The organism is Luteimonas salinilitoris, assembly GCF_041300785.1.
Taxonomy (GTDB): Bacteria; Pseudomonadota; Gammaproteobacteria; order Xanthomonadales; family Xanthomonadaceae; genus Luteimonas; species Luteimonas salinilitoris.
Window position 1 is genome coordinate 271422 of record NZ_JBFWIB010000001.1, and the last position, 23545, is coordinate 294966.

Annotated in this window: 18 protein-coding genes; 17 read left to right on the forward strand and 1 reads right to left on the reverse strand. The window is 70.4% G+C overall.

The window, feature by feature from the left end; all coding sequences use genetic code 11:
* Positions 1–23: 23 nt before the first annotated feature.
* From rsmH to lpxC, 13 genes are all read left to right on the forward strand, one after another.
* A complete protein-coding gene (rsmH, locus tag AB5T46_RS01055) occupies positions 24–1085 on the forward strand; it encodes a 16S rRNA (cytosine(1402)-N(4))-methyltransferase RsmH (RefSeq protein WP_370561952.1) in 1062 nt (353 codons plus the stop codon).
* On the forward strand, positions 1085–1348 hold the full coding sequence (gene ftsL / locus AB5T46_RS01060; RefSeq protein ID WP_370562426.1) for a cell division protein FtsL: 264 nt from the start codon (positions 1085–1087) through the stop codon (positions 1346–1348). Before rsmH ends, ftsL begins: the two co-directional genes overlap by 1 nt.
* Positions 1349–1361: 13 nt before the next feature.
* Positions 1362–3266: a peptidoglycan D,D-transpeptidase FtsI family protein gene (locus AB5T46_RS01065; protein WP_370561954.1), complete on the forward strand. Its 1905-nt coding sequence runs from the start codon at positions 1362–1364 to the stop codon at positions 3264–3266.
* Positions 3263–4789 (forward strand): UDP-N-acetylmuramoyl-L-alanyl-D-glutamate--2,6-diaminopimelate ligase, encoded by a 1527-nt coding sequence (locus AB5T46_RS01070; RefSeq protein WP_370561955.1) that lies wholly within the window; start codon positions 3263–3265, stop codon positions 4787–4789. Before AB5T46_RS01065 ends, AB5T46_RS01070 begins: the two co-directional genes overlap by 4 nt.
* Complete coding sequence (locus AB5T46_RS01075) at positions 4786–6210, forward strand: UDP-N-acetylmuramoyl-tripeptide--D-alanyl-D-alanine ligase (protein WP_370561956.1); 1425 nt, start codon at positions 4786–4788, stop codon at positions 6208–6210. Before AB5T46_RS01070 ends, AB5T46_RS01075 begins: the two co-directional genes overlap by 4 nt.
* Positions 6200–7285, forward strand: coding sequence for a phospho-N-acetylmuramoyl-pentapeptide-transferase (mraY, locus tag AB5T46_RS01080; RefSeq protein ID WP_370561957.1), 1086 nt, complete (start codon positions 6200–6202; stop codon positions 7283–7285). Before AB5T46_RS01075 ends, mraY begins: the two co-directional genes overlap by 11 nt.
* On the forward strand, positions 7285–8580 hold the full coding sequence (gene ftsW / locus AB5T46_RS01085) for a putative lipid II flippase FtsW (protein WP_370561959.1): 1296 nt from the start codon (positions 7285–7287) through the stop codon (positions 8578–8580). The genes mraY and ftsW overlap by 1 nt, the downstream gene beginning before the upstream one ends.
* Positions 8577–10025, forward strand: a complete 1449-nt coding sequence (murC, locus tag AB5T46_RS01090; protein ID WP_370561961.1) for a UDP-N-acetylmuramate--L-alanine ligase — start codon at positions 8577–8579, stop codon at positions 10023–10025. The genes ftsW and murC overlap by 4 nt, the downstream gene beginning before the upstream one ends.
* Entirely contained in the window at positions 10022–10999 is a 978-nt protein-coding gene (locus AB5T46_RS01095; protein WP_370561962.1) for a D-alanine--D-alanine ligase, read from the forward strand. Before murC ends, AB5T46_RS01095 begins: the two co-directional genes overlap by 4 nt.
* A gap of 199 nt (positions 11000–11198) precedes the next feature.
* Positions 11199–12149, forward strand: coding sequence for a cell division protein FtsQ/DivIB (locus tag AB5T46_RS01100; protein ID WP_370561964.1), 951 nt, complete (start codon positions 11199–11201; stop codon positions 12147–12149).
* Complete coding sequence (gene ftsA, locus AB5T46_RS01105; protein ID WP_370561966.1) at positions 12146–13381, forward strand: cell division protein FtsA; 1236 nt, start codon at positions 12146–12148, stop codon at positions 13379–13381. The genes AB5T46_RS01100 and ftsA overlap by 4 nt, the downstream gene beginning before the upstream one ends.
* A 233-nt stretch (positions 13382–13614) precedes the next feature.
* Positions 13615–14853 (forward strand): cell division protein FtsZ, encoded by a 1239-nt coding sequence (gene ftsZ / locus AB5T46_RS01110; RefSeq protein ID WP_370561967.1) that lies wholly within the window; start codon positions 13615–13617, stop codon positions 14851–14853.
* 606 nt (positions 14854–15459) lie between these two features.
* Positions 15460–16368 (forward strand): UDP-3-O-acyl-N-acetylglucosamine deacetylase, encoded by a 909-nt coding sequence (gene lpxC / locus AB5T46_RS01115; protein ID WP_370561968.1) that lies wholly within the window; start codon positions 15460–15462, stop codon positions 16366–16368.
* 310 nt (positions 16369–16678) lie between these two features.
* Here the strand turns inward: lpxC and AB5T46_RS01120 are convergent, their stop codons facing one another.
* Positions 16679–17128, reverse strand: a complete 450-nt coding sequence (locus AB5T46_RS01120) for a DciA family protein (protein WP_370561969.1) — start codon at positions 17126–17128, stop codon at positions 16679–16681.
* A gap of 7 nt (positions 17129–17135) precedes the next feature.
* Here AB5T46_RS01120 and AB5T46_RS01125 point away from each other — a divergent pair, with 7 nt between their 5' ends.
* From AB5T46_RS01125 to AB5T46_RS01140, 4 genes are all read left to right on the forward strand, one after another.
* The gene (locus tag AB5T46_RS01125) at positions 17136–18047 is read left to right on the forward strand and encodes a M23 family metallopeptidase (protein WP_370561970.1); all 912 of its coding nucleotides are present in this window, start codon (positions 17136–17138) and stop codon (positions 18045–18047) included.
* A gap of 458 nt (positions 18048–18505) precedes the next feature.
* Complete coding sequence (gene secA / locus AB5T46_RS01130; RefSeq protein WP_370561971.1) at positions 18506–21244, forward strand: preprotein translocase subunit SecA; 2739 nt, start codon at positions 18506–18508, stop codon at positions 21242–21244.
* A 428-nt stretch (positions 21245–21672) separates the two neighbouring features.
* Entirely contained in the window at positions 21673–22620 is a 948-nt protein-coding gene (locus AB5T46_RS01135; RefSeq protein WP_370561972.1) for a Nudix family hydrolase, read from the forward strand.
* A 241-nt stretch (positions 22621–22861) separates the two neighbouring features.
* On the forward strand, positions 22862–23365 hold the full coding sequence (locus AB5T46_RS01140; protein ID WP_370561973.1) for an REP-associated tyrosine transposase: 504 nt from the start codon (positions 22862–22864) through the stop codon (positions 23363–23365).
* Positions 23366–23545 lie beyond the last annotated feature (180 nt).

Below are 23545 nucleotides of genomic sequence, written 5' to 3' on the forward strand. Positions count from 1 at the left end.
CCCGGTCCGGCCACCTTCCTGTGATGGTCGCGCAGGTCGTGGAGGCGCTGCGGGTGATCGAGGACGGAGCCTATCTGGATGGCACGTTCGGCCGCGGCGGCCATGCCCGCCGGGTGCTGGAGCGCCTGGGCGCGGGAGGCCGGCTGCTGCTGATGGACAAGGATCCCGACGCGATCGCGGTCGCCGAGCGCGAGTTCGGCGCCGACCCGCGCGTGGCGATCCGCCGCGGCAGCTTCGCCGCGCTGGCCGACTGGGACCTGGCGCGCGCCGGCCTGGACGGGGTGCTGTTCGACCTCGGTGTCTCGTCGCCGCAGCTCGACGTCGCCGAACGCGGCTTCAGCTTCGGCAAGGACGGCCCGCTCGACATGCGCATGGACCCGGACGCCGGCGAAAGCGCGGCCGAATGGCTGGCGCATGCCGACGAGCGCGAGATCGCCGACGTGCTGTGGACCTACGGCGAGGAGCGCATGAGCCGGCGCATCGCCCGTGCCATCGTCGCCCGCCGCGCCGAGGCGCCGCTGACGCGGACCGCGCAATTGGCCGAACTGATCGCCGCAGTTGTGCCGCGCGGTCGGCAAGACATCCATCCGGCCACGCGCTCGTTCCAGGCGATCCGCATCCACGTCAACCGCGAGCTGGCCGATCTCGAAGCCGGGCTCGACGCCGCGCATGCGGTGCTGAAGCCGGGCGGGCGTCTGGCCGTGATCAGCTTCCACTCGCTGGAGGACCGGATCGTCAAGCGCTTCATCGCGGGCCGTGCGAAGGCGCCGCCCGGCAACCGCCGGCTGCCGGCAGCGGAGGATTTCGAGCCGACGCTGCACGCGATCGGCGGCGCGCGGAAGGCCGACGACGCCGAGATCGCCGCCAACCCGCGCGCGCGCAGCGCGGTGCTGCGGGTGGCTGAGAAGCCGGGAGTCGGGAATAGGGAATCGGGAATCGAAGAGCCGGGAATCGGGAATCGGGAGTCGGGAATCGGAAGGACAAAAGCAAAGAGCGCCGGCGCAGCGGCAGATCGTGGCGGCGCGCTTTTCCGATTCCCGATTCCCTATTCCCCATTCCCGGCCGCAGCGGAGCTGCGGCCATGATCACGCGCATCCTCCTGGCCGTGCTGCTCCTGGCCAACATGGTCACCGCGATCGGCGTGGTGCACGCGCGTCACCAGCACCGCCAGCTGTTCGTCGAGCTGACCCGGCTCGAGCGCGCACGCGACGAGCTCAACATCGACTTCGGCCGGCTGCAGCTGGAGCAGGCGACCTGGGCCGAGAGCAACCGCATCGACCAGGTCGCACGCCAGCGGCTGGGAATGAAGTTCCCCGAGACCGCGGACATCGTGGTGATCCGGCCATGAAGGCGACCGGCCCATGAAGTTCAAGCGCACCCCGGGCGGCACCGCCAAGCGGCCGCGCACCCGCGCGCAGTTCAACCTGCGCGGGCGGCTGGCGCTGGTCGCGGGCGCGCTCGGCCTGTGTTCGGTGGTGCTGGTTGGACGCGCGGTCGACCTGCAGCTGATCGACAACGCCTTCTACCAGCAGAAGGCCGATTCGCGCTTCCTGCGCGAACTGCCGATCGCGACCTCGCGCGGCATGATCACCGATCGCAACGGCGAGCCGCTGGCGATCTCCACCCCGGTGGCCTCGCTGTGGGCCAACCCGCAGGAGCTGGTCAAGCATCCCGAACGCATCGCCGAACTGGCCGCCGCGATCGGGGTGCAGGAGGAGGCGCTCGCGCGCAGTGTGACCCAGCGCGCCGACAAGGAGTTCATGTACCTGCCGGGGCAGCGCAGGATCCATCCCGCCGCGGCGCAGAAGGTGCTGGCGCTGAGCGTGCCCGGGGTCTTCAGCCAGCGCGAGTTCCGTCGCTTCTACCCGCAGGGCGAGGCGCTGGCGCACGTGCTCGGCTTCACCAACATCGACGATCGCGGCCAGGAAGGGATCGAGCTGGCGTTCGACGATTGGCTGCGCGGCAATCCCGGCGCGCAGAAGGTCATCCGCGACCGCCGCGGCCGCATCGTCGAGAACGTCGACCTGGTGCGTCCGGCCGAACCCGGCAAGGACCTGACGCTGAGCATCGACCGCCGCATCCAGTTCCTGGCCCACCGCGAGCTGCGCAGCGCACTGGCCCGCACCGGCGCCAGCGCCGGTTCCGTGGTGGTGCTCGACGTCGCCACCGGCGAGGTGCTGGCGATGGCCAACCTGCCGGGCTACAACCCGCACGTGGTCTCGGGCGGCGATCGCGACGCGCGCCGCAACCGCGCGGTCACCGACCTGATCGAGCCGGGCTCGACGATGAAGCCGCTGACCGTGGCCGCCGCGCTCGAGGCCGGCGTGGTGACGCCGACGACGCGGGTGGATACCAGCCCCGGCTGGATTCCGAACGGGCGCTATCGCACCAGCGATTTCCGCAACTACGGCGTGCTCGACGTCACCGGCGTGATCACCAAGAGCTCCAACGTCGGCGTCTCCAAGCTGGTGGCCATGCTGCCCAACCGGCAGTTCTACGAGTTCCTGCGCCGCTTCGGCTACGGCACCAGCACCCGCAGCGGTTTTCCCGGCGAGGCCTCGGGCCTGTTCCCCGAGCCCGAGAACTGGAGCGGCACCACCAAGCAGACGATGTCCTATGGCTACGGGTTGTCGGCGACGCCGCTGCAGATCGCCGTCGCTTACGCCGCGCTCGGCAACGGCGGCCGCGCGCTCGCGCCGACCTTCGTCAAGGGCCAGCACAACGAGCCGCGCCAGGTGCTCGATCCGGCGATCGCGCAGCAGATCGTGTCGATGATGCAGACGGTCACCGAGCTTGGTGGCACGGCGACGCGCGCCGCGATCCTCGGCTACCACGTCGCCGGCAAGACCGGTACAGCGCGCAAGGCCAGCGGCGGCGGCTACGCGCGCCGCTACGTGGCGTTCTTCGCCGGCCTGGTGCCGGCCGTGAATCCGCGCTTCTCGATGGTGGTGGTGATCGACGATCCCGATACCTCCACCAACATGTACGGCGGTGGCTGGGTGGCGGCGCCGGTGTTCAAGAACGTCATGGAAGGGGCGCTGCGGCTGATGGACGTGCCGCCGGACGACATCGAGACCTGGCTGGCGGCACAGGCCAAGGAAAAGCCGGAGCTCGGGACTCGGGGGTCGGGGACCGAAAGCACAAGAACAGAAGCGGGGCGTCCCGCGCCGCGCGCAGGCGATGCATCGACCACGCGTGCCGGTGCGGCTCTGCCGCGCCCGATCCCCGAGTCCCGAGCTCCGGCCTCCGCGGGAGGTGCGCGATGAGCGCCGCCATGCGCCTGGCCGACCTGCTTCCCGACATCGCAGCTATGCCGCCGGCGCTGACCGTGAGCGGGCTGGCGCAGGACAGCCGCGAGGTGCGCGAGGGCGATGCCTTCCTCGCGATCCCGGGCTTCGGCAGCCATGGCCTGCGCTTCGTTGCGCAGGCGCGGGCGGCCGGCGCGCGCGCGATCCTGTTCGAGCCGCCGGCGCCGGACGACGCGCCGCCGCCCGCCGACGCCATCGCGGTGCCGGCGCTGCGCACACGCATGGGCGCGATGGCCGATCGCCTGTACGGCGCGCCCTCGGCGGCGATGACCACCGTCGGCGTCACCGGCACCAACGGCAAGACCTCGACCGTGCAGCTGCTGGCGCAGGCGTGGACGCTGCGCGGCCGCCGTGCGGGCAGCATCGGCACGCTCGGCGCCGGGCTGCACGGCGAAGTCGAGGCGACCGGCTTCACCACGCCACAGGTGGTGCAGATGCATGCGCTGCTGGCACGGCTGCGCGATGCCGGCGCGACCGCGGTGGCGATGGAGATCAGCTCGCACGCGCTCGACCAGGGCCGGGTCGACGGCGTGCACTTCCGGGTCGGGGTGTTCACCAACCTCACGCGCGATCATCTCGACTACCACGGCGACATGGACGCCTACGGCGCCGCCAAGGCACGGCTGTTCGCCTGGCCTGGCCTGCGGGCCGCGGTGATCAACCTCGACGACGACTTCGGCCGCGCGCTGCACGCGCGGCTGACGGCGGCTACTGCCGTACCTGCCGAGGAGGATTCCACTCCCCCGACGGAGAAGGTCGGAAAGCCACAGGTGGTCGGCGTCAGCGCGCGCGGCGATGCCGCGGCGATGGTGCGGGCCGGCGACCTGGCGCTCGACGGCGAAGGCATCGCCTTCGACCTGCGCATCGGCGATACCGTGCACCGGCTGCGCTCGCCGCTGCTGGGGCGCTTCAACGTCGACAACCTGCTTGCCGTCGCCGGCACCCTGCACGCGCTGGGCGAGGCCCCGGCCGACATCGCCGACGCGCTGTCGCGGCTGCAGCCGGTGGCCGGGCGCATGAACCGGCTCGGCGGCAGCGGCGGCGCGCCGCTGGTGGTCATCGATTACGCGCATACGCCGGATGCGCTGGAACAGGCGCTGGCCAGCCTGCGCGCGCATGCGCGCGGCCGCATCGTCTGCGTGTTCGGCTGCGGCGGCGAGCGTGATCGCGGCAAGCGGCCGCAGATGGCGGCGATCGTCGAGGCCGGGGCCGACCGGGTGATCGTCACCGACGACAATCCGCGCGGCGAGGACGGCGACGCGATCGTCGCCGACATCCTGCCGGGCTTCGCCGATCCGGCCGCGGTCGTCGTGCAGCGCGACCGCGCGCGGGCGATCGCGCGCGCCATCGGCGAGGCCGGCGCCGGCGACATCGTGCTGGTCGCCGGCAAGGGCCATGAGCCCTGCCAGGAGATCGGCGGCGTGCGCCATCCGTTCGACGATGCCGCGATCGCGCGCACGGCGCTGGAGGGCAGGGCATGAACCCGCTGCCACTGTCGCGGATCGCCAAGTGGACCAACGGCCGCCTGCAGGCGGACCAGGGTGCCGGCGACGTGCTGATCGACGCGATCGAGACCGACACCCGCCGCTTCGACGCCAGCGACGGCCGCGCCGCGTTGTTCGTCGCCCTGGTGGGCGAGCAGTTCGACGGCAACGACCACGTCGGCGCCGCCGCGGAACTGGGCGCGCGCGCGGCGCTGGTGTCGCGCCCGGCCGCGATCGGCCTGCCGCAGATCGTGGTCGCCGACACCCGCCAGGCGCTGGCCGCGTTCGCGGCGGCCATGCAGCACGGGCGCCCCGCGCGCGTGGTCGCGATCACCGGCAGCAACGGCAAGACCGGCGTCAAGCAGATGCTGCTGCCGATCCTGCGGCGCGCGGGCAAGGCCTACGCCAATCCCGGCAACCGCAACAACGAGATCGGGTTGCCGCTGGCGGTGATCGACGCGCCGGAAGACGCCGATTACGCGATCTACGAGATGGGCGCCGGCAAGCCCGGCGACATCGCCTGGCTGACCGCGATCGCGCGGCCGCACGTGGCCGTGGTCAACAACATCGCGCCGGCGCACCTGCAACGTATGGGCAGCCTGCTCGGCGTGGCCGACACCAAGGCGGCGATCTATGACGCGCTCCCGGTCGACGGGGTCGCGACGATCAACGCCGACGACGCCTTCGCGCAGTACTTCGCCGAGCGCGCGCACGGCCGGCGCCTGATCCGTTTCGGGCTGGAGGCCAGTGCCGAGGTCACCGCGCGCGAGGTGCGCCTGGACGAGGACGGCGCGCGCTTCGTGCTGGTCGTGCCCGGTGGCGAGGCCGAGGTCGCGCTGCCGCTGCCCGGCCGCCATAACGTGCGCAATGCGCTGGCCGCGGCGGCGCTGGCGGTCGGCGCCGCCGGACTGGACGCGGCGACGATCGCCGCCGGCCTGTCCGAGGCGCGGCCGGTGGCCGGCCGCCTGGTGCGTCGTCGCCTGCGCGGCGGCGCGCTGCTGATCGACGACAGCTACAACGCCAATCCCGGTTCGGTCGCGGCCGCGATCGACATCCTTGCCGCCGCCCGCGAGGGCGACAACTGGCTGGTGCTCGGCGACATGGGCGAGCTCGGCGCCGACGCCGAAGCGCTGCACGCCGAGATCGGCCGCCGCGCCGGGCGCGCCGGCATCGCGCGGCTGTACGCGCTCGGGCAGCTGAGCGCGGCGGCGGCGGATGCCTTCGGCGAGGGCGCGCGCCGCTTCGACACGCATGCGGCACTGGCCGAAGCGCTGCGCGCCGATCTCGCCGCCGCGGACCCGCCGGCCCGCGTGCGCGTGCTGGTGAAGGGGTCGCGCGGCAGCGCGATGGAGCGGATCGTCTCCGCGTTGCTGGCCGACGAACACACCCCAGGGGAGGAATCCGCCGATGCTGCTTGAGCTCGCGCGCTGGCTGCAGGGTCTGGAGAACTTCTTCTCCCTGTTCAACTATCTCACCTTCCGCGGCATCCTCGCCGCGCTGACGTCGCTGTTCCTGTCGCTGTGGTGGGGGCCGGCGCTGATCCGCAGGCTGGCGCAGTACAAGGGCGGCCAGCCGATCCGCCAGGACGGCCCGCAGACGCATTTCTCCAAGGCCGGCACGCCGACCATGGGCGGCGCGCTGATCCTGATCGCGGTGCTGGCCTCGGTGCTGCTGTGGGGCGACCTGCGCAACAAGTACGTGTGGGTGGTGCTGGCGGTGATGCTGGCGTTCGGCGCGATCGGCTGGTACGACGACTGGATCAAGATCGTCAGGCGCGATCCCAACGGCCTGAAGTCGCGCTGGAAGTACCTGCTGCAGTCGCTGTTCGGCCTGGCCGCCGGCCTGTTCCTGTTCTACAGCGCCGACGTGCCGGCCGCGACCACGTTCTACATCCCGCTGTTCAAGGCGATCGCGCTGCCGCTGGTGGGGGTGAGCTTCGTCGCCATCGCCTACTTCTGGATCGTCGGCTTCTCCAACGCGGTCAACCTCACCGACGGCCTCGACGGCCTGGCGATCATGCCGACGGTGCTGGTGGCGTGCGCGCTGGGCGTGTTCGCCTACGCCTCCGGCCACGCCGAGTTCTCCGAGTACCTGCAGATCCCGCGCATCCCCGGTGCCGGCGAGCTGGTGATCATCTGCGCCGCGATCGCCGGCGCCGGGCTCGGCTTCCTGTGGTTCAACACCTATCCGGCGATGGTGTTCATGGGCGACATCGGCGCGCTGGCGCTGGGCGCGGCCCTCGGCGCGATCGCGGTGATCGTGCGCCAGGAACTGGTGCTGGTGATCATGGGCGGGATCTTCGTCATCGAGACGCTGTCGGTGATGATCCAGGTGGCGTCGTTCAAGCTCACCGGCCGGCGCGTGTTCCGGATGGCGCCGATCCACCACCACTTCGAACTCAAGGGCTGGCCCGAGCCGCGGGTGATCGTGCGCTTCTGGATCATCTCGGTGATCCTGGTGCTGGTCGGCCTGGCCACGTTGAAGGTGCGCTGATGGACGGCAACTTCCACCAGGCGACCCGGCTCGACGCCATCCACGGCCGCTTCGACCCGTGGCTGCTCGGCGCCGCCATCGCGCTGGCGGCGCTGGGCGTGGTGATGGTGGCGTCGAGCTCGATCGCCATCGGCGAGGACCTGGCGGTGGGACCGTTCTATTTCCTGATGCGCCATCTGGTGTTCCTGGCGGTCGGCATCGGCCTGTGCGCGTGGCTGATGCGCACCGAGCTCAAGAGCATCGAGCGCTTCGATCGCCTGCTGCTGCTGCTGTGCTTCGGGCTGCTGCTGGCGGTGTTCATTCCCGGCCTGGGCAAGAGCGTCAACGGCGCGCAGCGCTGGATCAACCTCGGCGTCTCCAGCTTCCAGACGGTCGAGGCGGTGAAGCTGATGTACATCGTCTGGCTGGCGAGCTACCTGGTGCGTTTCCGCGACGAGGTCAACGCCACCTGGGGCGCGATGCTCAAGCCGCTGGGCGTGGCGGTCGGCCTGATGGCGCTGCTGGTGCTGCAGCCGGACTTCGGCTCGCTGGCGCTGATCCTGGCGATCACCGCCGGCATGCTGGTGCTCGGCGGCGTGCACATGCCGCGGATGGCGGCGCCGGTGCTGGTGGTGCTGCCGTTGCTTGCGATCGTGGCGATCGCCGAGCCCTACCGCATGCGGCGGCTGACCTCGTTCATGGATCCGTTCGCCGACCCGTTCAACAGCGGCTATCAGCTGGCGAACGCGCTGATGGCGGTCGGCCGCGGCGAATGGTTCGGCGTCGGTCTCGGCGCCTCGGTGCAGAAGCTGTCGTACCTGCCGGAGGCGCACACCGACTTCATCCTCGCGGTGATCGGCGAGGAACTGGGCTTCTTCGGCGTGTGCGTGGTGATCGGCCTGTACACGCTGCTGTGCGGGCGCGCGTTCTGGATCGGATTGAAGTGCGTGGAGATGCGCCGCCACTTCGCCGGCTACTGCGCGTTCGGCGTGGCGCTGTGGATCGCGCTGCAGAGCCTGGTCTCGATCGGCGTCAACCTCGGCGTGCTGCCGACCAAGGGCCTGACCCTGCCGCTGGTGTCCTATGGCGGCTCCAGCGTGCTGATGACCTGCGCCGCGGTCGGGGTGCTGCTGCGGGTCTCCTACGAACTCGATCGCGCCCAGCGCCAGGTGGCGCGGCTGCGCGGCGAGGCGGCGCAGCCGCCGGTCGTCGATGCGTCCCGCACGACGCAGGCGCAAGCCCCGGCCGTCGGTGCGGTGCGCGGCACCAGCCGCCTGCGCCAGCGGATCGAGCCGACCCTGGGGAAGACCGCATGATCCGCCGCCTGCTCGAGACCCATGCGTTGTCCACGGCGGATTTCGCCCGCGCGTTCTCGCGCGTGCACTTCGTCGGCATCGGCGGCGCCGGCATGAGCGGCATCGCGGAAGTGCTGTGCACGCTCGGCTACGAGGTCTCCGGCTCCGACCTGGCCGACAACGCCGTCACCCGCCGGCTGCAGTCGCTCGGCATCGCCGTGCATCGCGGACACGCGGCCGCCAACGTGCTCGGCACCGACTGCGTGGTGGTGTCCAGCGCGATCAAGCCCGACAACCCGGAACTGCTGGAGGCGCGTTCGCAACGCATCCCGGTGGTGCCGCGCGCCGAGATGCTGGCCGAGCTGATGCGCTTCCGCCGCGGCATCGCGGTGGCCGGCACGCACGGCAAGACCACCACCACCTCGCTGCTGGCCAGCGTGCTGGCCGAGGGCGGGCTGGATCCGACCTTCGTCATCGGCGGCCAGCTGCTCGCCGCCGGTGCCAACGCGCGCCTGGGCGGCAGCGACTGGCTGGTGGCCGAGGCCGACGAGAGCGACGGCAGCTTCCTGCGCCTGAATCCGCTGATCGCGATCGTCACCAACATCGACGCCGATCACCTGGAGAACTACGGCGGCGATTTCGCCCGCGTGCAGGCGGCGTTCTCCGAGTTCCTGCACCGGTTGCCGTTCTACGGACTGGCGGTGCTGTGCATCGACGACGCCGAGGTCGCACAGCTGGCGAAGCAGACGCCGCGCCACGTCACCACCTACGGCTTCGATTCCAAGGCCGACGTCCGCGCCGAGGACGTCGACCAGGACGGCCCGCGCATGCATTTCGTGCTGCGCCTGCCCGACGGCTCGCGCACGCCGGTATCGCTGGCGCTGCCCGGCCGCCACAACGTGCAGAACGCGCTGGCCGCCGCCTCGGTCGCCTGGCAGCTGGGCGTGGCGCCGGAGGCGATCGCCGCCGCGCTGCAGAAGTTCGCCGGCATCGGCCGGCGCTTCAACCTGCTGGCCGAGCTGCGCACCGCGCAGGGCGCGACGGTGCAGCTGGTCGACGACTACGGCCATCACCCGAAGGAACTGAAGGCGGTGTTCGAGGCGGCGCGCGGCGGCTGGCCCGACCGGCGCCTGGTGGTGGCCTTCCAGCCGCACCGCTACAGCCGCACCCGCGACCTGCTGGACGACTTCGCCGGGGTGCTGTCGGAGGTCGACGCGCTGGTGCTGACCGAGGTCTACGCCGCCGGCGAGGCGCCGATCGCCAACGCCGACGCCAAGGCGCTGGCACGCGCGATCCGCGCGCGCGGACGCCTCGATCCGGTGCTGGTCGCCAGCGCCCAGGACCTGCCGCGGATCCTGCCGGACTTGCTCGAGGACGGCGACCTGCTGCTGATGATGGGCGCCGGCGACATCGGACAGGTGGTGCAGCAGCTGGCCGCCGACGGTTTCGAGGCGGGGGCGGCATGAGCATGCTCGCGCCCGCGCGCCATTCCGACCCGGCGGTGTTCGGCCGCGTCGCCGTGCTGATGGGCGGCAGTTCGTCCGAGCGCGAGGTCTCGCTCGATTCCGGCGCCGGCGTGCTTGCGGCGCTGCGCGCGCGCGGGATCGACGCGCACGCGGTGGACGGCATTCCGGCCCTGGCGAAGGCGCTGGCCGGCGGCGAGTTCGACCGCGTGTTCAACATCCTCCACGGCCAGCACGGCGGCGGCGAGGACGGCGTCGTGCAGGGGCTGATGGAGGCGCTCGGTATGCCGTACACCGGTTCCGGCGTGCTCGGCTCGGCGCTGGCGATGGACAAGATCCGCACCAAGCAGGTGTGGTTGAGCCTGGGCCTGCCGACGCCGGCGTACGTGCGCCTGGGCCGGGGCGACCCCGGATCGGGTCCGGGGCAGGCTGTCCATGCCGCCGCATGCGAACTCGGCCTGCCGGTCATCGTCAAGCCATCGCAGGAAGGTTCGAGCGTCGGCATCAGCCGGGTGTTCGATGACGCTGGCCTCGATGCTGCGGTTGCACTGGCCGCGTGCTACCCGGGCGAGCTGCTGATGGAGAAGATGGTCGAAGGTGACGAGCTGACCGTCGGCATCTTGGACATCGGCGGCACGCCGCGCGCGCTGCCGTCGATCCGCATCGTGCCCAAGGGCGAGTGGTACGACTACGAAGCCAAGTACGTCTCCGACGAGACGCAATACATCTGCCCCGGCCTGGAAGGTGAGGACGAGGACGCCCTCGGTGCGCTCGCGCTGCGCGCCTTCGCCGCCGCCGGCTGCCGCGGCTGGGGCCGGGTGGACGCGATGCGCGACCGCGACAGCGGCGCGCTCTTCCTGCTCGAGGTCAATACCGCGCCCGGCATGACCAGCCATTCGCTGGTGCCCAAGGCTGCGGCGCAGCTGGGAGTGGACTACGAGGAACTGTGCTGGCGGATCCTGGAGACGACGTTGTGAAGCCGAGATTGGAGATTCGGGATTCGGGATTCGCGAGGCGAGCTCCGCCGACCCTCCGTAGAGCGGAGCTTGCTCCGCTGCTCTTGTGTCCGGAGCCCGCGCAGCAGCCGAGCAAGCTCGGCTCTACGACGGCTACGGTTTACCGAGTCCCGAGTCCCGAGTCCCGAGTCCCGGGACTTCCCGGTGGAGGCGCACGATCGTGAGCGCCATTCTGCGGATCATCGCGTGGACGTTGGCCCTGGCGCTCGTAGCGCTGCCGGTGGTGGCGGTGCTGCAGGGCTGGATCGGCAGCGAGCGCTGGCCGCTGCGCACCTTGCGCGTGGTCGGCCAGGTCGAGCGCGTCGAGGACCGGGCGCTGCGCGAGGCGGTGCTGCCGTTCGCGCGCCATGGCTTCTTCGCCATGCGCCTGAGCGACGCGCAGGCGGCGGTGGCGCGGCTGCCGTGGGTGGAGCGCGCCGAGGTGCGCAAGCGCTGGCCGGACGTGGTCGAGGTGCGGATCGTCGAGCACCGGCCGTTCGCGCGCTGGGGCGAGGACCGGCTGCTGTCGGAGCAGGGACGGCTGTTTCCGATCGCCGGGATCGACCCGCCGCCGCAGCTGCCGTTGCTGCATGGGCCGGACGCGCGCGTGACCGACGTGGTCGCGCTGTACAACGAGGCGCGGGTGCTGTTCACCCCGGCCGGCTACCGGGTGCGGCGACTGGCGCTCGACGAGCGCGGCAGCTGGTCGCTGACGCTGTCCAACGGCACCGAGGTCACGGTCGGCAGCCAGCAGGCACGCACGCGCCTTGAACGCTTCGCGCGCCTGCTGCCGCAGCTGCTGCAGCAGAACGCCGCGCCACTGCGGCGCGCCGACCTCCGCTACACCAACGGCTTCGCCCTCGAGTGGGCCGAAGAGCCGGGAATCGGGAATAGGGAATCGGGAATGGCAAGAGCCGTGAATCGGGAATCGGGAATCGGGAATCGAAAAAGCAACAGCCCGCATCCGATGACTGTCGCGGATGCGGCGTTGGTAAGCGCCGAGAGCGTTTCGGCCGTTGCCTTTCCTCCGATGCTTCCTCGCCCGCCTTCTTCATACCTGGCTTCCGGTCTCCGCTTCCCGGCTCTTGCCATTCCCGATTCCCCATTCCCGATTCCCGGCCCAAACACATGAACCGAAAAGGCGACAAAGCCCTCATCGTCGGACTCGACATCGGCACCTCCAAGGTGGTGGCGCTGGTCGGCGAGTATTCGCCGGGCAACCCCATCGAGGTGATCGGCATCGGCTCGCACGAATCGCGCGGTCTCAAGCGCGGCGTGGTGGTCGACATCGAGTCGACCGTGCAGTCGATCCAGCGCGCGATCGAGGAGGCCGAGCTGATGGCCGGCTGCGAGATCCGCTCGGTCTATGCCTCGATCTCCGGCAACCACGTGCAGTGCAAGAACTCGCCCGGCATCGTGCCGATCCGCGACAGCGAGGTCACCTGGGCCGACCTGGACCGGGTGCTCGAGGCCGCCAAGGCAGTGGCGATCCCGGCCGACCAGCGCATCCTGCACGCGATCCCGCGCGAGTACGTGCTCGACGATTCGCAGGAAGGCATCCGCAACCCGGTCGGCATGACCGGCGTGCGCCTGGAGGTGCATGCGCACCTGGTGGTGTGCGCGCAGTCGGCCGCGGCCAACATCAGCAAGTGCGTGCAACGCTGCGGGCTGCAGATCGACGACCTGGTGCTGTCGTCGCTGGCCTCGAGCACCGCGGTGCTGACCAGCGACGAGCGCGAACTCGGCGTGGCGCTGGTCGACCTCGGTGCCGGCACCACCGACCTGGCGGTGTTCGTGCAGGGCGCGATCTGCCACACCGCGAGCCTGCCGATCGCCGGCGACAAGGTCACCGAGGACATCGCGCACATGCTGCGCACGCCCACGCCGGAGGCCGAGCAGATCAAGGTGCGCTACGCCTGCGCGCTGGCGCAGCTGGCGACCAGCGAGGAGTCGATCCAGGTGCCGAGCGTCGGCGACCGTCCGCCGCGGCGGCTGCCGCGGCAGTCGCTGGCGCAGGCGGTGCAGGCGCGCTACGAGGAGATCTTCGAGATGGTGCAGGCCGAACTGCGCCGCTCGGGCTTCGAGCAGCACGTGCGCGCCGGCATGGTGCTCACCGGCGGCGCCGCGAAGATGGAAGGCGTGGTCGAGCTGGCCGAGGAAATGCTGCAGATGCCGGTGCGCGTGGGCATCCCGCAGCACGTCACCGGCCTGGGCGAGGTGGTCGGCAACCCGGTGCACGCCACCGGCGTGGGCCTGCTGCTGATGGGCAGCCAGATCGAGAACCCGCGCCGCCCGGTGATCCCGACCGGGCGCGCAGGGACTTTCTTCAAGAAGTTGAAGGACTGGTACAGGGGCGAGTTCTGACGAACTTGCCCGGGAATGGGGAATCGGGAATGGGGAATCGGAAGAGCAGGAGCAGGGGCGAAAAGCGGAGAAGCGAGGCAGCTGAGTAGCGAGGCAAATGCGAAATGACAAAACACAAAAGCGGCACACAACAGTAACGCCGGTGCCGGGCAATGAGGTTAGACGGGTAGAAGCGCTTTTTCCGATTCCCGATTCCCCATTCCCGATTCCCGGCCCTTCATGAGGACACGGACATGGCACATTTCGAATTGGTAGAAAAGATGGCGCCCAACGCCGTCATCAAGGTGATCGGCGTGGGCGGAGGCGGCGGCAACGCCGTCGGACACATGGTCAACAGCAGCGTCGACGGGGTGGAGTTCATCACCGCCAACACCGACGCGCAGGCGATCAAGAACTGCGGCGCCAAGCTGCAGCTGCAGCTCGGTGGCAACGTCACCAAGGGGCTGGGCGCGGGCGCGAATCCGGAAGTCGGCCGCCAGGCCGCGCTCGAGGATCGCGAGATCATCATGGATGCGCTGCAGGGCGCCGACATGGTGTTCATCACCGCCGGCATGGGCGGCGGCACCGGCACCGGCGCCGCGCCGGTGGTGGCGCAGCTGGCCAAGGAGATGGGGATCCTGACCGTCGCCGTGGTCACCAAGCCGTTCCCGTTCGAGGGCCGCCGCCGCATGCAGGTGGCGCTCAAGGGCATCGAGGACCTGTCGCAGCACTGCGACTCGCTGATCACCATCCCCAACGAGAAGCTGATCTCGGTGCTCGGCCGCAACGCCACCATGATCCAGGCGTTCCGCGCCGCCAACGACGTGCTGCTCGGCGCCGTGCAGGGCATCGCCGACCTGATCGTCCGTCCGGGCCTGATCAACGTCGACTTCGCCGACGTGCGCACCGTCATGTCCGAGATGGGCCTGGCGATGATGGGCACCGGCACCGCCCGCGGCGACGACCGCGCCCAGGCCGCTGCCGAATCGGCGATCCAGAACCCGCTGCTCGACGACGTCAACCTGGCCGGCGCCAACGGCATCCTGGTCAACATCACCGCCGGTCCCGACTTCACCATGTCGGAATTCGACGAGGTCGGCCGCACCGTGGAGAACTTCGCCAGCGAGGACGCCACCATCGTCATCGGCACCGTGCTCGACCAGGACATGCAGGACGAGGTCCGCGTCACCGTGGTCGCCACCGGCCTCAACCGTGCGGCGTCGCGGCAGAGCCTGCGCGGCAGCGAGCGCGATTATGTCCAGGAGCCGGCACGCCGCCCGCAGGTGCAGCTGATCCACACCCAGGTCAAGCGCGACGGCACCACCGGGCTGCCGATCGACGACGCCGTCGGCGGCGGTTCGCAGGCGCCGAGCATCGCCTCGAGCCTGCGTGGCCGCAGCGAGGAACCGGCGGCGAAGCCGGACGTCGCCGATTTCGGCAGCGACAGCAGCTACCTGGACATTCCCGCGTTCTTGCGCCGACAGGCGGATTGAGCCGGGTGATGCCGCTGCCGTCCATGGCGAGCCTTGGCGGGGACGGAAGGTCCGGCCCGGCCTTGCAGGGCTTCGCATCCTGCTTCGCCGGCAAGGCCGGGGCGCACATCCTTGTGCGCCCGCCGCTGGCAGTGCCAGCGGCCCATGGCCGGGCGTTCGGCAGTGCGCGAGGCAGTGCCTCGCAAGCGCACCGCCTCACCCAGGCCGACTGACCGCACTCCCGCGGGACGGGCGATGTCCGCATCGAGGGGCCGGCGCGCCGGTCCGATGGGTCCATCGCTGTTCCGCGGCGCGATATCCGTGCAGGTGCGTCCGTGCGCACCGGCATGTCCTCTTGCCACCGGGCCCGTGCCGGCCCGGTGGACTTTTCCTCCTGCAGCGCCGCAATCCTGGATCTCGTACCCGGTTGCGCGCCGGCCGCGTCGGCCGCATATCGGATCCACGCCGCCAGCGGCGGACCCCTGAATCGCGGCACGCGTGCGCCGGGGCGATCGCCACCACTTCCGTTCAGGTTCAGCCACGCGCGTGCTAACCTGCGACCCGTTGGGCCCAGGGCTGCCAGCCGCCGCGAGGCTTCCGGACCCCCACTGACCTGACCCCGCCGCCATGCCCCAGCAACGCACCATCAAGAACATCATCCGCGCCACCGGCGTGGGCCTGCACAGCGGCGAGAAGGTCTATCTCACCCTGCGTCCGGCCCCGGTGGACGGCGGCATCGTGTTCCGCCGCATCGACCTCGAGCCGGCGGTGGACATTCCCGCGCGCGCCGACCTGGTCACCGAGACCATGCTCTGCACCGGGCTGACCCGCGATGCCGGCAAGGTGATGACCGTCGAGCACCTGATGTCGGCCCTGGCCGGCCTCGGCATCGACAACCTGTTCGTCGACCTGTCGGCGCCCGAGGTGCCGATCATGGACGGCTCGTCCGGCCCGTTCGTGTTCCTGCTGCAGTCGGCCGGCATCGTGCTGCAGGACGCGCCCAAGCGCTTCATCCGCATCAAGCGACCGGTCGAGGTGCGCGACGGCGACAAGATCGCCCGTTTCGAGCCCTACGACGGCTTCCGCCTCGGCTTCACCATCGAGTTCGACCATCCTGCGATCCCGACCGCACAGTCGCGCGCCGTGGTCGACTTTTCCACCGAGGCCTACATCCGCGAGGTCAGCCGCGCGCGCACCTTCGGCTTCATGCGCGACCTGGAATTCATGCGCGAGCGCAACCTAGGCCTGGGCGGGTCGATGGACAACGCCATCGTGCTCGACGAGTTCCGCGTGCTCAACGACGACGGCCTGCGCTACGCCAACGAGTTCGTGCGCCACAAGATCCTGGACGCCATCGGCGACCTGTACCTCACCGGACATCCGATCCTCGGTGCGTACGAGGGCCACAAGTCCGGCCATGCGCTCAACAACAAACTGGCCCGCGCCCTGATGGCCGAGCGTTCGGCCTGGGAGGAGATCACCTTCGGCGAAGACGCTCCGGCGCCGCTTGTCTACGGCGCTCCCGCCGCGGCCTGAGTGAGCTTCGCCCCTCCGTGAGGTGGCGCTGTCATTGGGCGATCGGCGTCAAACCGAGCTGGACATCGCTGAATCGCATCGTCGAAGGCTGGCCGTGTCTCCCGCCGCCGTCCGGGGGCGAAGGCTCACTGGGCTGAATCACGGCCGCGGGCCTCGATCACAAATGTGAGTCCGCGCGAACCAGTAACGAATAATTAACAATTTATTGTCGAAATGTTCCTGGTCTGTTAACCCGGTGTGAGTACATGCCCGGTAGCATGCCTCGGTCGCCTGCTTCCTCGTTCCGGCTGCGGGGCAGGGGAGGGGCGGCTCAGGAGGTATCCTTGCCGGGGTCGTCATCGGCCAGGAGTGCCAACGCATCGCGCAGTGCTGCATCCGCGCGTGCCGACATTGGACGTGAGGTCGATGCGGACTGGGGAGGTCGCGGCATCGGCCGGGTTGTCTTGACGACGAATTCCGTGACATCCAGCCCGATGGAACGGGCCCCGTCGAGCAGTTCCGGGCCGGCCAGCCGCATGCGGGCGTGCCAGACCGGGGCGTCGACGAGGTAGACGAGCCTGCGGCCGTCGACATTGCCCAGCCGCGCATGCGCGGCGAGCGGCGGCGGTAGCAGGGGGCGCAATTGCTGATCCAGCGCGTCGAGCCAGAGGGCGCGGCGGAGCGGGTCGCCGGCGGCACCTTTCAGCAGCGCGTCCAGCGCCGGCTGGGCGGGAGCGGCGCGGGCGGTCCCCGCAGGCGGCTTGGATCGTGAACCAGACATTGGAAGCATGACTCTACACAGCATCACCCATCAGGCGCGGATCCGCATCATGCACTGGTTGCAGCAGATCCGGGCGGCCGCGCTGCTCAAGCCGTTCGCCGCCGCCGCCGTGATCGCGGTGGCCGGCATGCTGTTCGGCGCCAGCATGGGCGCCAGCGAGATCTCGCGGCTGCACGCCAAGACCCTCGAGCAGCGGGCCAGCATCGAGCAGACCCGCCGCGAGGCGCAGCGCGAGGTCAATGCGCTGTCCGCGCGCATGGGCGAGCTGCAGGCGCAGGCCAACCGGCTGAACGCGCTCGGCGAGCGGTTGACCCGGGTCGGCAAGCTCGGAGACGGCGAATTCGATTTCACCGCCCCGGTCGGCCTTGGCGGTCCCGGTCCGGTGCAGGACATGCCGGCGCGCGGCCTGCACGAGGGCATGGACGCGGTGGACGCGGAACTGCGCGAATCCGGCCGCCAGCTGTCGGTGCTCGAGGCGCTGCTGTTCGACCAGCAGCTCGAGCGCGCCGCGCTGCCCTCGCGCTCGCCGGTCGCCAGCAGCTACATCACCTCCGGCTACGGCAGCCGCGCCGATCCGTTCGGCGGCGGCCGCGCCTTCCACAAGGGCATCGATTTCGACGCCCGCAGCGGGGACCCGGTAATGACGGTCGCCGACGGCGTGGTCAGCTACTCCGGCTACCGCAGCGGCTACGGCAACGTGGTCGAGGTCGATCACGGCAACGGCTATGTCACCCGCTACGCGCACAACTCGCGCATCACGGTGAAGGTGGGCGACCTGGTCCGGGTCGGCCAGCAGATCGCCAAGGCGGGCTCCACCGGCCGCTCGACCGGCGCGCACGTCCATTTCGAGGTCTGGGAGAACGGCCGCGTGGTCAACCCGCGCAAGTTCCTCGGCGACATGGGCGTGACCCGCGGCTGATCCGTCTCGCAATCCCGTAGGAGCGCGCCATGCGCGCGATGCCGCGGGCATTCCGCCGCCAGGGGATTCCTTCCGGCCACGGGCGCGCCTTCCGGCTCGCGACGGGACCGCCGATGACCGGGGCGTGACCCGCACCTGCCGTAGGAGCGCGCCATGCGCGCGATACCGCGGGCATCTCACCGCCAGGGGATTCCGGTCACCGGCGCGCCTTCCGGCTCGCGACGGGACCGCCGATGGCCGAGATCGGACACGTCGCCGGCATCGCGCGCATGGCGCGCTCCTACGAAGCCGCTCGGCTGCGCACGCCACCACGGGCCCGGGCCCTCCCGGCCGCGCTTGAAAGGCACCCGGGCCATCCCCACGCTACAATGCGCGTTGCCAAAAAGGGCGCCTGGCGCCCTTTTTCGTTGCCGGGGCCAGGCGTCCCGCGCTCCCGATCTCCGACTTCCGGTAAACCCATGCTCAATCGCCTGCTCACCAGCGTCTTCGGCAGCCGCAACGAACGCCTCGTCAAACAGCTCGAAAAGATCGCCGCCAAGGTCAACGTCCTGGAAGCGCAGATGCAGGCCCTGTCGGACGCCGAGCTGCAGGCCAAGACCCCCGAATTCAAGCAGCGCGTCGCCGACGGCGAGTCGCTCGACAAGCTGCTGCCCGAGGCCTTCGCCGTCTGCCGCGAGGCCTCGCAGCGCGTGCTCGGCATGCGCCACTACGACGTGCAGCTGATCGGCGGCATGGTGTTGCACATGGGCAAGATCGCCGAGATGCGCACCGGCGAGGGCAAGACCCTGGTCGCGACGCTGCCGGTGTACCTCAACGCGCTGGAAGGCAAGGGCGTGCATGTGGTCACCGTCAACGACTACCTCGCGCGCCGCGACGCGGCCTGGATGGGCAAGCTGTACGAGTGGCTCGGCCTGTCGGTCGGGGTGGTGTTCCCCGGCATGCCGCATTCGGACAAGCACGCCGCCTACGGCGCCGACATCACCTACGGCACCAACAACGAGTTCGGCTTCGACTACCTGCGCGACAACATGGCGCTGTCCAAGGGCGACCGCTACCAGCGCGGGCTGAACTACGCGATCGTCGACGAGGTCGACTCGATCCTGATCGACGAGGCGCGCACCCCGCTGATCATCTCCGGCCCGGCCGACGAGTCGCCGGAGCTGTACATCAAGGTCAACCGCATCGTGCCCTCGCTCAAGCGGCAGGAGGTCGAGGACGGCGTCGGCGATTTCTGGGTCGACGAGAAGGGCAAGCAGGTGCACCTGTCCGAGGCCGGGCAGGAGCACGCCGAGGAGCTGCTGCGCAAGGCCGGCATCCTCGATGCGGACGAGAGCCTGTACGATCCGCAGAACATCCACGTCGTGCATCACCTCAACGCGGCGATGCGCGCGCACGCGATCTACCAGCGCGACGTCGACTACATCGTGCGCGACGGCGAGGTGATCATCGTCGACGAGTTCACCGGCCGCACCCTGGCCGGGCGCCGCTGGTCCGACGGCCTGCACCAGGCGGTCGAGGCCAAGGAGGGCGTGCCGGTGCAGCGCGAGAACCAGACGCTGGCCAGCATCACCTTCCAGAACCTGTTCCGCATGTACGGCAAGCTCGCCGGCATGACCGGCACCGCCGACACCGAGGCCTTCGAGTTCCAGAGCATCTACAGCCTGGAGGTGGTGGTCATCCCCACCCACCGGCCGATGGTGCGCAAGGACCATCCCGACGCCGTGTTCCTCAACCGCGCCGGCAAGTACCGCGCCGTCGCCCGCGAGATCCGCGAGTGCCACGAGAAGGGCCAGCCGGTGCTGGTCGGCACCACCTCGATCGAGGTTTCCGAGCTGCTGTCCGACCAGCTGCGCGAGGAGGGCATCCCGCACGAGGTGCTCAACGCCAAGCAGCACGAGCGCGAGGCGCAGATCATCGCCAATGCCGGCCGCCCCAAGGCGGTCACCATCGCCACCAACATGGCCGGCCGCGGCACCGACATCGTGCTCGGCGGCGCGGTCGAGTCCGAGCTGGCGGAGCTGGGCGAGGACGCCGCCGAGGAGCAGAAGGCGAAGGTGCGCGCCGACTGGCAGGAGCGCCACGACCAGGTCAAGGCCGCGGGCGGCCTGCACATCATCGGCACCGAGCGCCACGAGTCGCGGCGCATCGACAACCAGCTGCGCGGCCGTTCCGGCCGCCAGGGCGATCCCGGTTCCTCGCGCTTCTACCTGTCGCTCGAGGACAACCTGATGCGCATCTTCGCCGCCGACTGGGTGCAGCGGGTGATGGCGCGGATGGGCCTGCAGGAAGACGACATCATCGAGAGCCCGCTGGTGACCAAGCAGATCGCCAACGCGCAGCGCAAGGTGGAGGCGCACAACTTCGACATCCGCAAGAACCTGCTCGACTTCGACGACGTCAACAACGACCAGCGCAAGGTGATCTACGGCCAGCGCGACGAGCTGCTCGACGCCGAAAGCGTGCAGGAGAACATCGACGGCATCCGCGGCGACGTGGTCGCCGAGCTGGTCGCGCGCCACGTGCCGCCCGAGTCGGTCGACGAGCAGTGGGACCTGCCGGCGCTGGAGGCGGCGCTGGAGCAGGAGTTCGGCCTGCGCCTGGAGCTGCAGCGGATGGTGCAGGAGAAGAAGGAACTCGATGCCGAAGGCATCGCCGCGCACGTGCAGGAATCGGCCGACCGCCTTTTCGCCGACAAGGAGACGCAGGTCGGCCCCGAGACCATGCGCATGCTGGAAAAGCACATCATGCTCAACGTGCTCGACCAGAACTGGAAGGAGCACCTGGGGCGCATGGACTACCTGCGTCAGGGCATCCACCTGCGCGGCTACGCGCAGAAGCAGCCGAAGCAGGAATACAAGCGCGAGGCGTTTACGCTGTTCTCGGACATGCTCGACAAGGTCAAGCACGAGGTCGTGACCCTGCTGGCGCGCGTGCGCATCCGCAGCGAAGCCGAGGTCGCCGCGCTGGAGGCCGAGGAGCGGCGCCAGATCGAGGCCAGGCTCAACCAGGCGCAGTTCCAGCACGCCGACGCCGGCGGCTACGGCGCCGACGAGGAAGCCGCCGAGCCGGACTACCAGCGCGACGGCCCGCGCCCGCAAATGCCGATCGTGCGCGACGGCGCCAAGGTCGGCCGCAACGACCCGTGCCCCTGCGGCAGCGGCAAGAAGTACAAGCACTGCCATGGGCAGCTGTCCTGACGACGGCCTCGGCTCGCCGACAATGCCCCGTAGAGCGGAGCTTGCTCCGCTGCTCCTGGCACCGGCGCCGGCACAGCCGAGCAAGCTCGGCTCTACGGCGGAGCCGCCGGCGACCGGCAAAAATCATGCCCCCTGTAGCAGCGCCCCATGGCACGAAACCCGCACCCGGCCTTTCCCTTCTCCCGCTTGCGGGAGAAGGTACCCGGAGGGCGAATGAGGGCAGCTTTTGCAGCTCGTAGAAGCGCTCCATGGGCGCTAAACCCGCACTCCGCATTTCCCTTCTCCCGCTTGCGGGAGAAGGGGCCCGAAGAGCTTGTTCCGCACTTGATAGGGGGGCGGATGAGGGCAGCTTTCGCAGCGTCCCCCGGGGCGCGCCCGGCACCTGGACGGCACGCGTGCGCGCGCCTGACGCGCCGATGGGGCAGGGCATGAGCGACGACGTCGTCGAAGTCATCGCCGCCGTCATCACCGATCCCGGCGGCCGCGTACTGCTCGCGCGGCGGACCGAAGGCCGCGATCTCGCCGGCCTGTGGGAATTCCCCGGCGGCAAGCGCGAGCCCGGCGAGTCGCCAGAACAGGCGCTGGTGCGCGAACTGGACGAGGAGCTGGGCATCCAGGTCGAAGTCGGGCCGCCGCTGATCGCCGTGCCCCAGGCCTATCCGCACAGGCGCCTGTGCCTGGACGTCCGCCATGTCACCGCCTGGCGCGGCACGCCGCGGGGCCACGAAGGCCAGGCCCTGGCCTGGGTGCCGCAGCACAGGCTCGCCAGCTATGCCATGCCGCCGGCCGACCGCCCGGTGGTCGCGGCGCTCACGCGCCCCGACCGCTATCTCGTCACCCCGGAACCGGGTGCGGACGACGGCGCCTGGCTGCAAGGCATCGAGAACGCCCTGGCCTCCGGCATCCGCCGCATGCACCTGCGCCTGCCCGGCATCGAACGCAGCCGCCGCGAACGCCTGGTCGCCGGCGCCGTGAAGCGCTGCCGCGCCGCCGGCGCCGAAGCGCTGGTCGGCGCCGATCCCGAGCTCGCCCGCGCCACCGGCGCCGGCCTGCACCTGCGCGCCGCGCAGCTCGCCGCGCTCGGCGAACGCCCGCTGCCCGTGGACCGGCCGCTGGCGGCGTCCTGCCACGACCTGGACGAGTTGCGCCACGCCGAGCGCCTGGGCTGCGACTTCGCCCTGCTCGGCCCGCTCGCGCCCACGCCGACCCATCCCGGCGCGCCCGGCCTCGGCTGGACGCGGTTCGCCACTCTGCGTGAAGCCGTCTCGCTGCCGATCTACGCCATCGGCGGCCTCGGCCCAGACGACATCCTCGAGGCCCGCCGCCACGGCGCCCAGGGCATCGCCGCCATCCGCGCCCTCTGGCCTGCGCCCTGACCGCGGTACCTCCACACCCGCCGCGGCCCGCACCTCCGTAGGAGCGCGCCATGCGCGCGATACCGCGGGCGTTTCGCCGCCCGCGAATTCCGGTGACCGGCGCGCTTGCCGGTCCGGAATCGCTGCATCCGCCGGATCCTACCGGCCCCCGCGGCATCGCGCGCATGGCGCGCTCCTACGGCAGGACCGGGCGTTCTCCGACAGACCGGTGGGGGAACGTCGGATTCCGCAGGGCGACGTCGTGTTCGACGATGTGCCCATGCCGACATCCTCTTCGCTCTCGCAAACCCCTCGTCGCGGTCATGCGGCGCTCCGCATCGGCCGCGTATCCGCCCCCGGACGGGCCTATCACCTGACCCTGGCCACGCAGCAGCGAACACCGCTGTTCCAGGAATTCGATGCCGCCTGCGCGGCGGCGGCCTGCCTTCACGATCCGGTCCTGACCAAGGGCGCGCGGATGCTCGCCTGGGTCGTCATGCCCGATCACGTGCATTGCCTGCTGCAACTGGACGGGCAACGCTCGCTGGGCGCCATCATCGCGACGTTGAAATCAGGCAGCGCACGCAGGATCAATCGCGCCCTCGGCCGCACTGGACCGATATGGAGCCGGGCATACCATGACCACGCCCTGCGCGGCGACGAGGACCTGCGCGCGACGGCACGCTACATCGTCGCCAATCCGATCCGTGCCGGGCTGGCGCGCAAGGCCGGCGACTATCCCTTCTGGAACGCGATCTGGCTGTAGAAGCGGCCGCAAACCATGCGGGCCGCTGCCGTGTCTGTATCGCCACACAGCCGCCGCCTCCGTAGGAGCGCGCCATGCGCGCGATGCCGCGGGCATGGTGCCGCCAGAGGATTCCGGCCACCGATGCACCTTCCGGTTCGCGTTGGGGCCGCTGACGGCCGGGAGCGGGTAGGCCGCCGG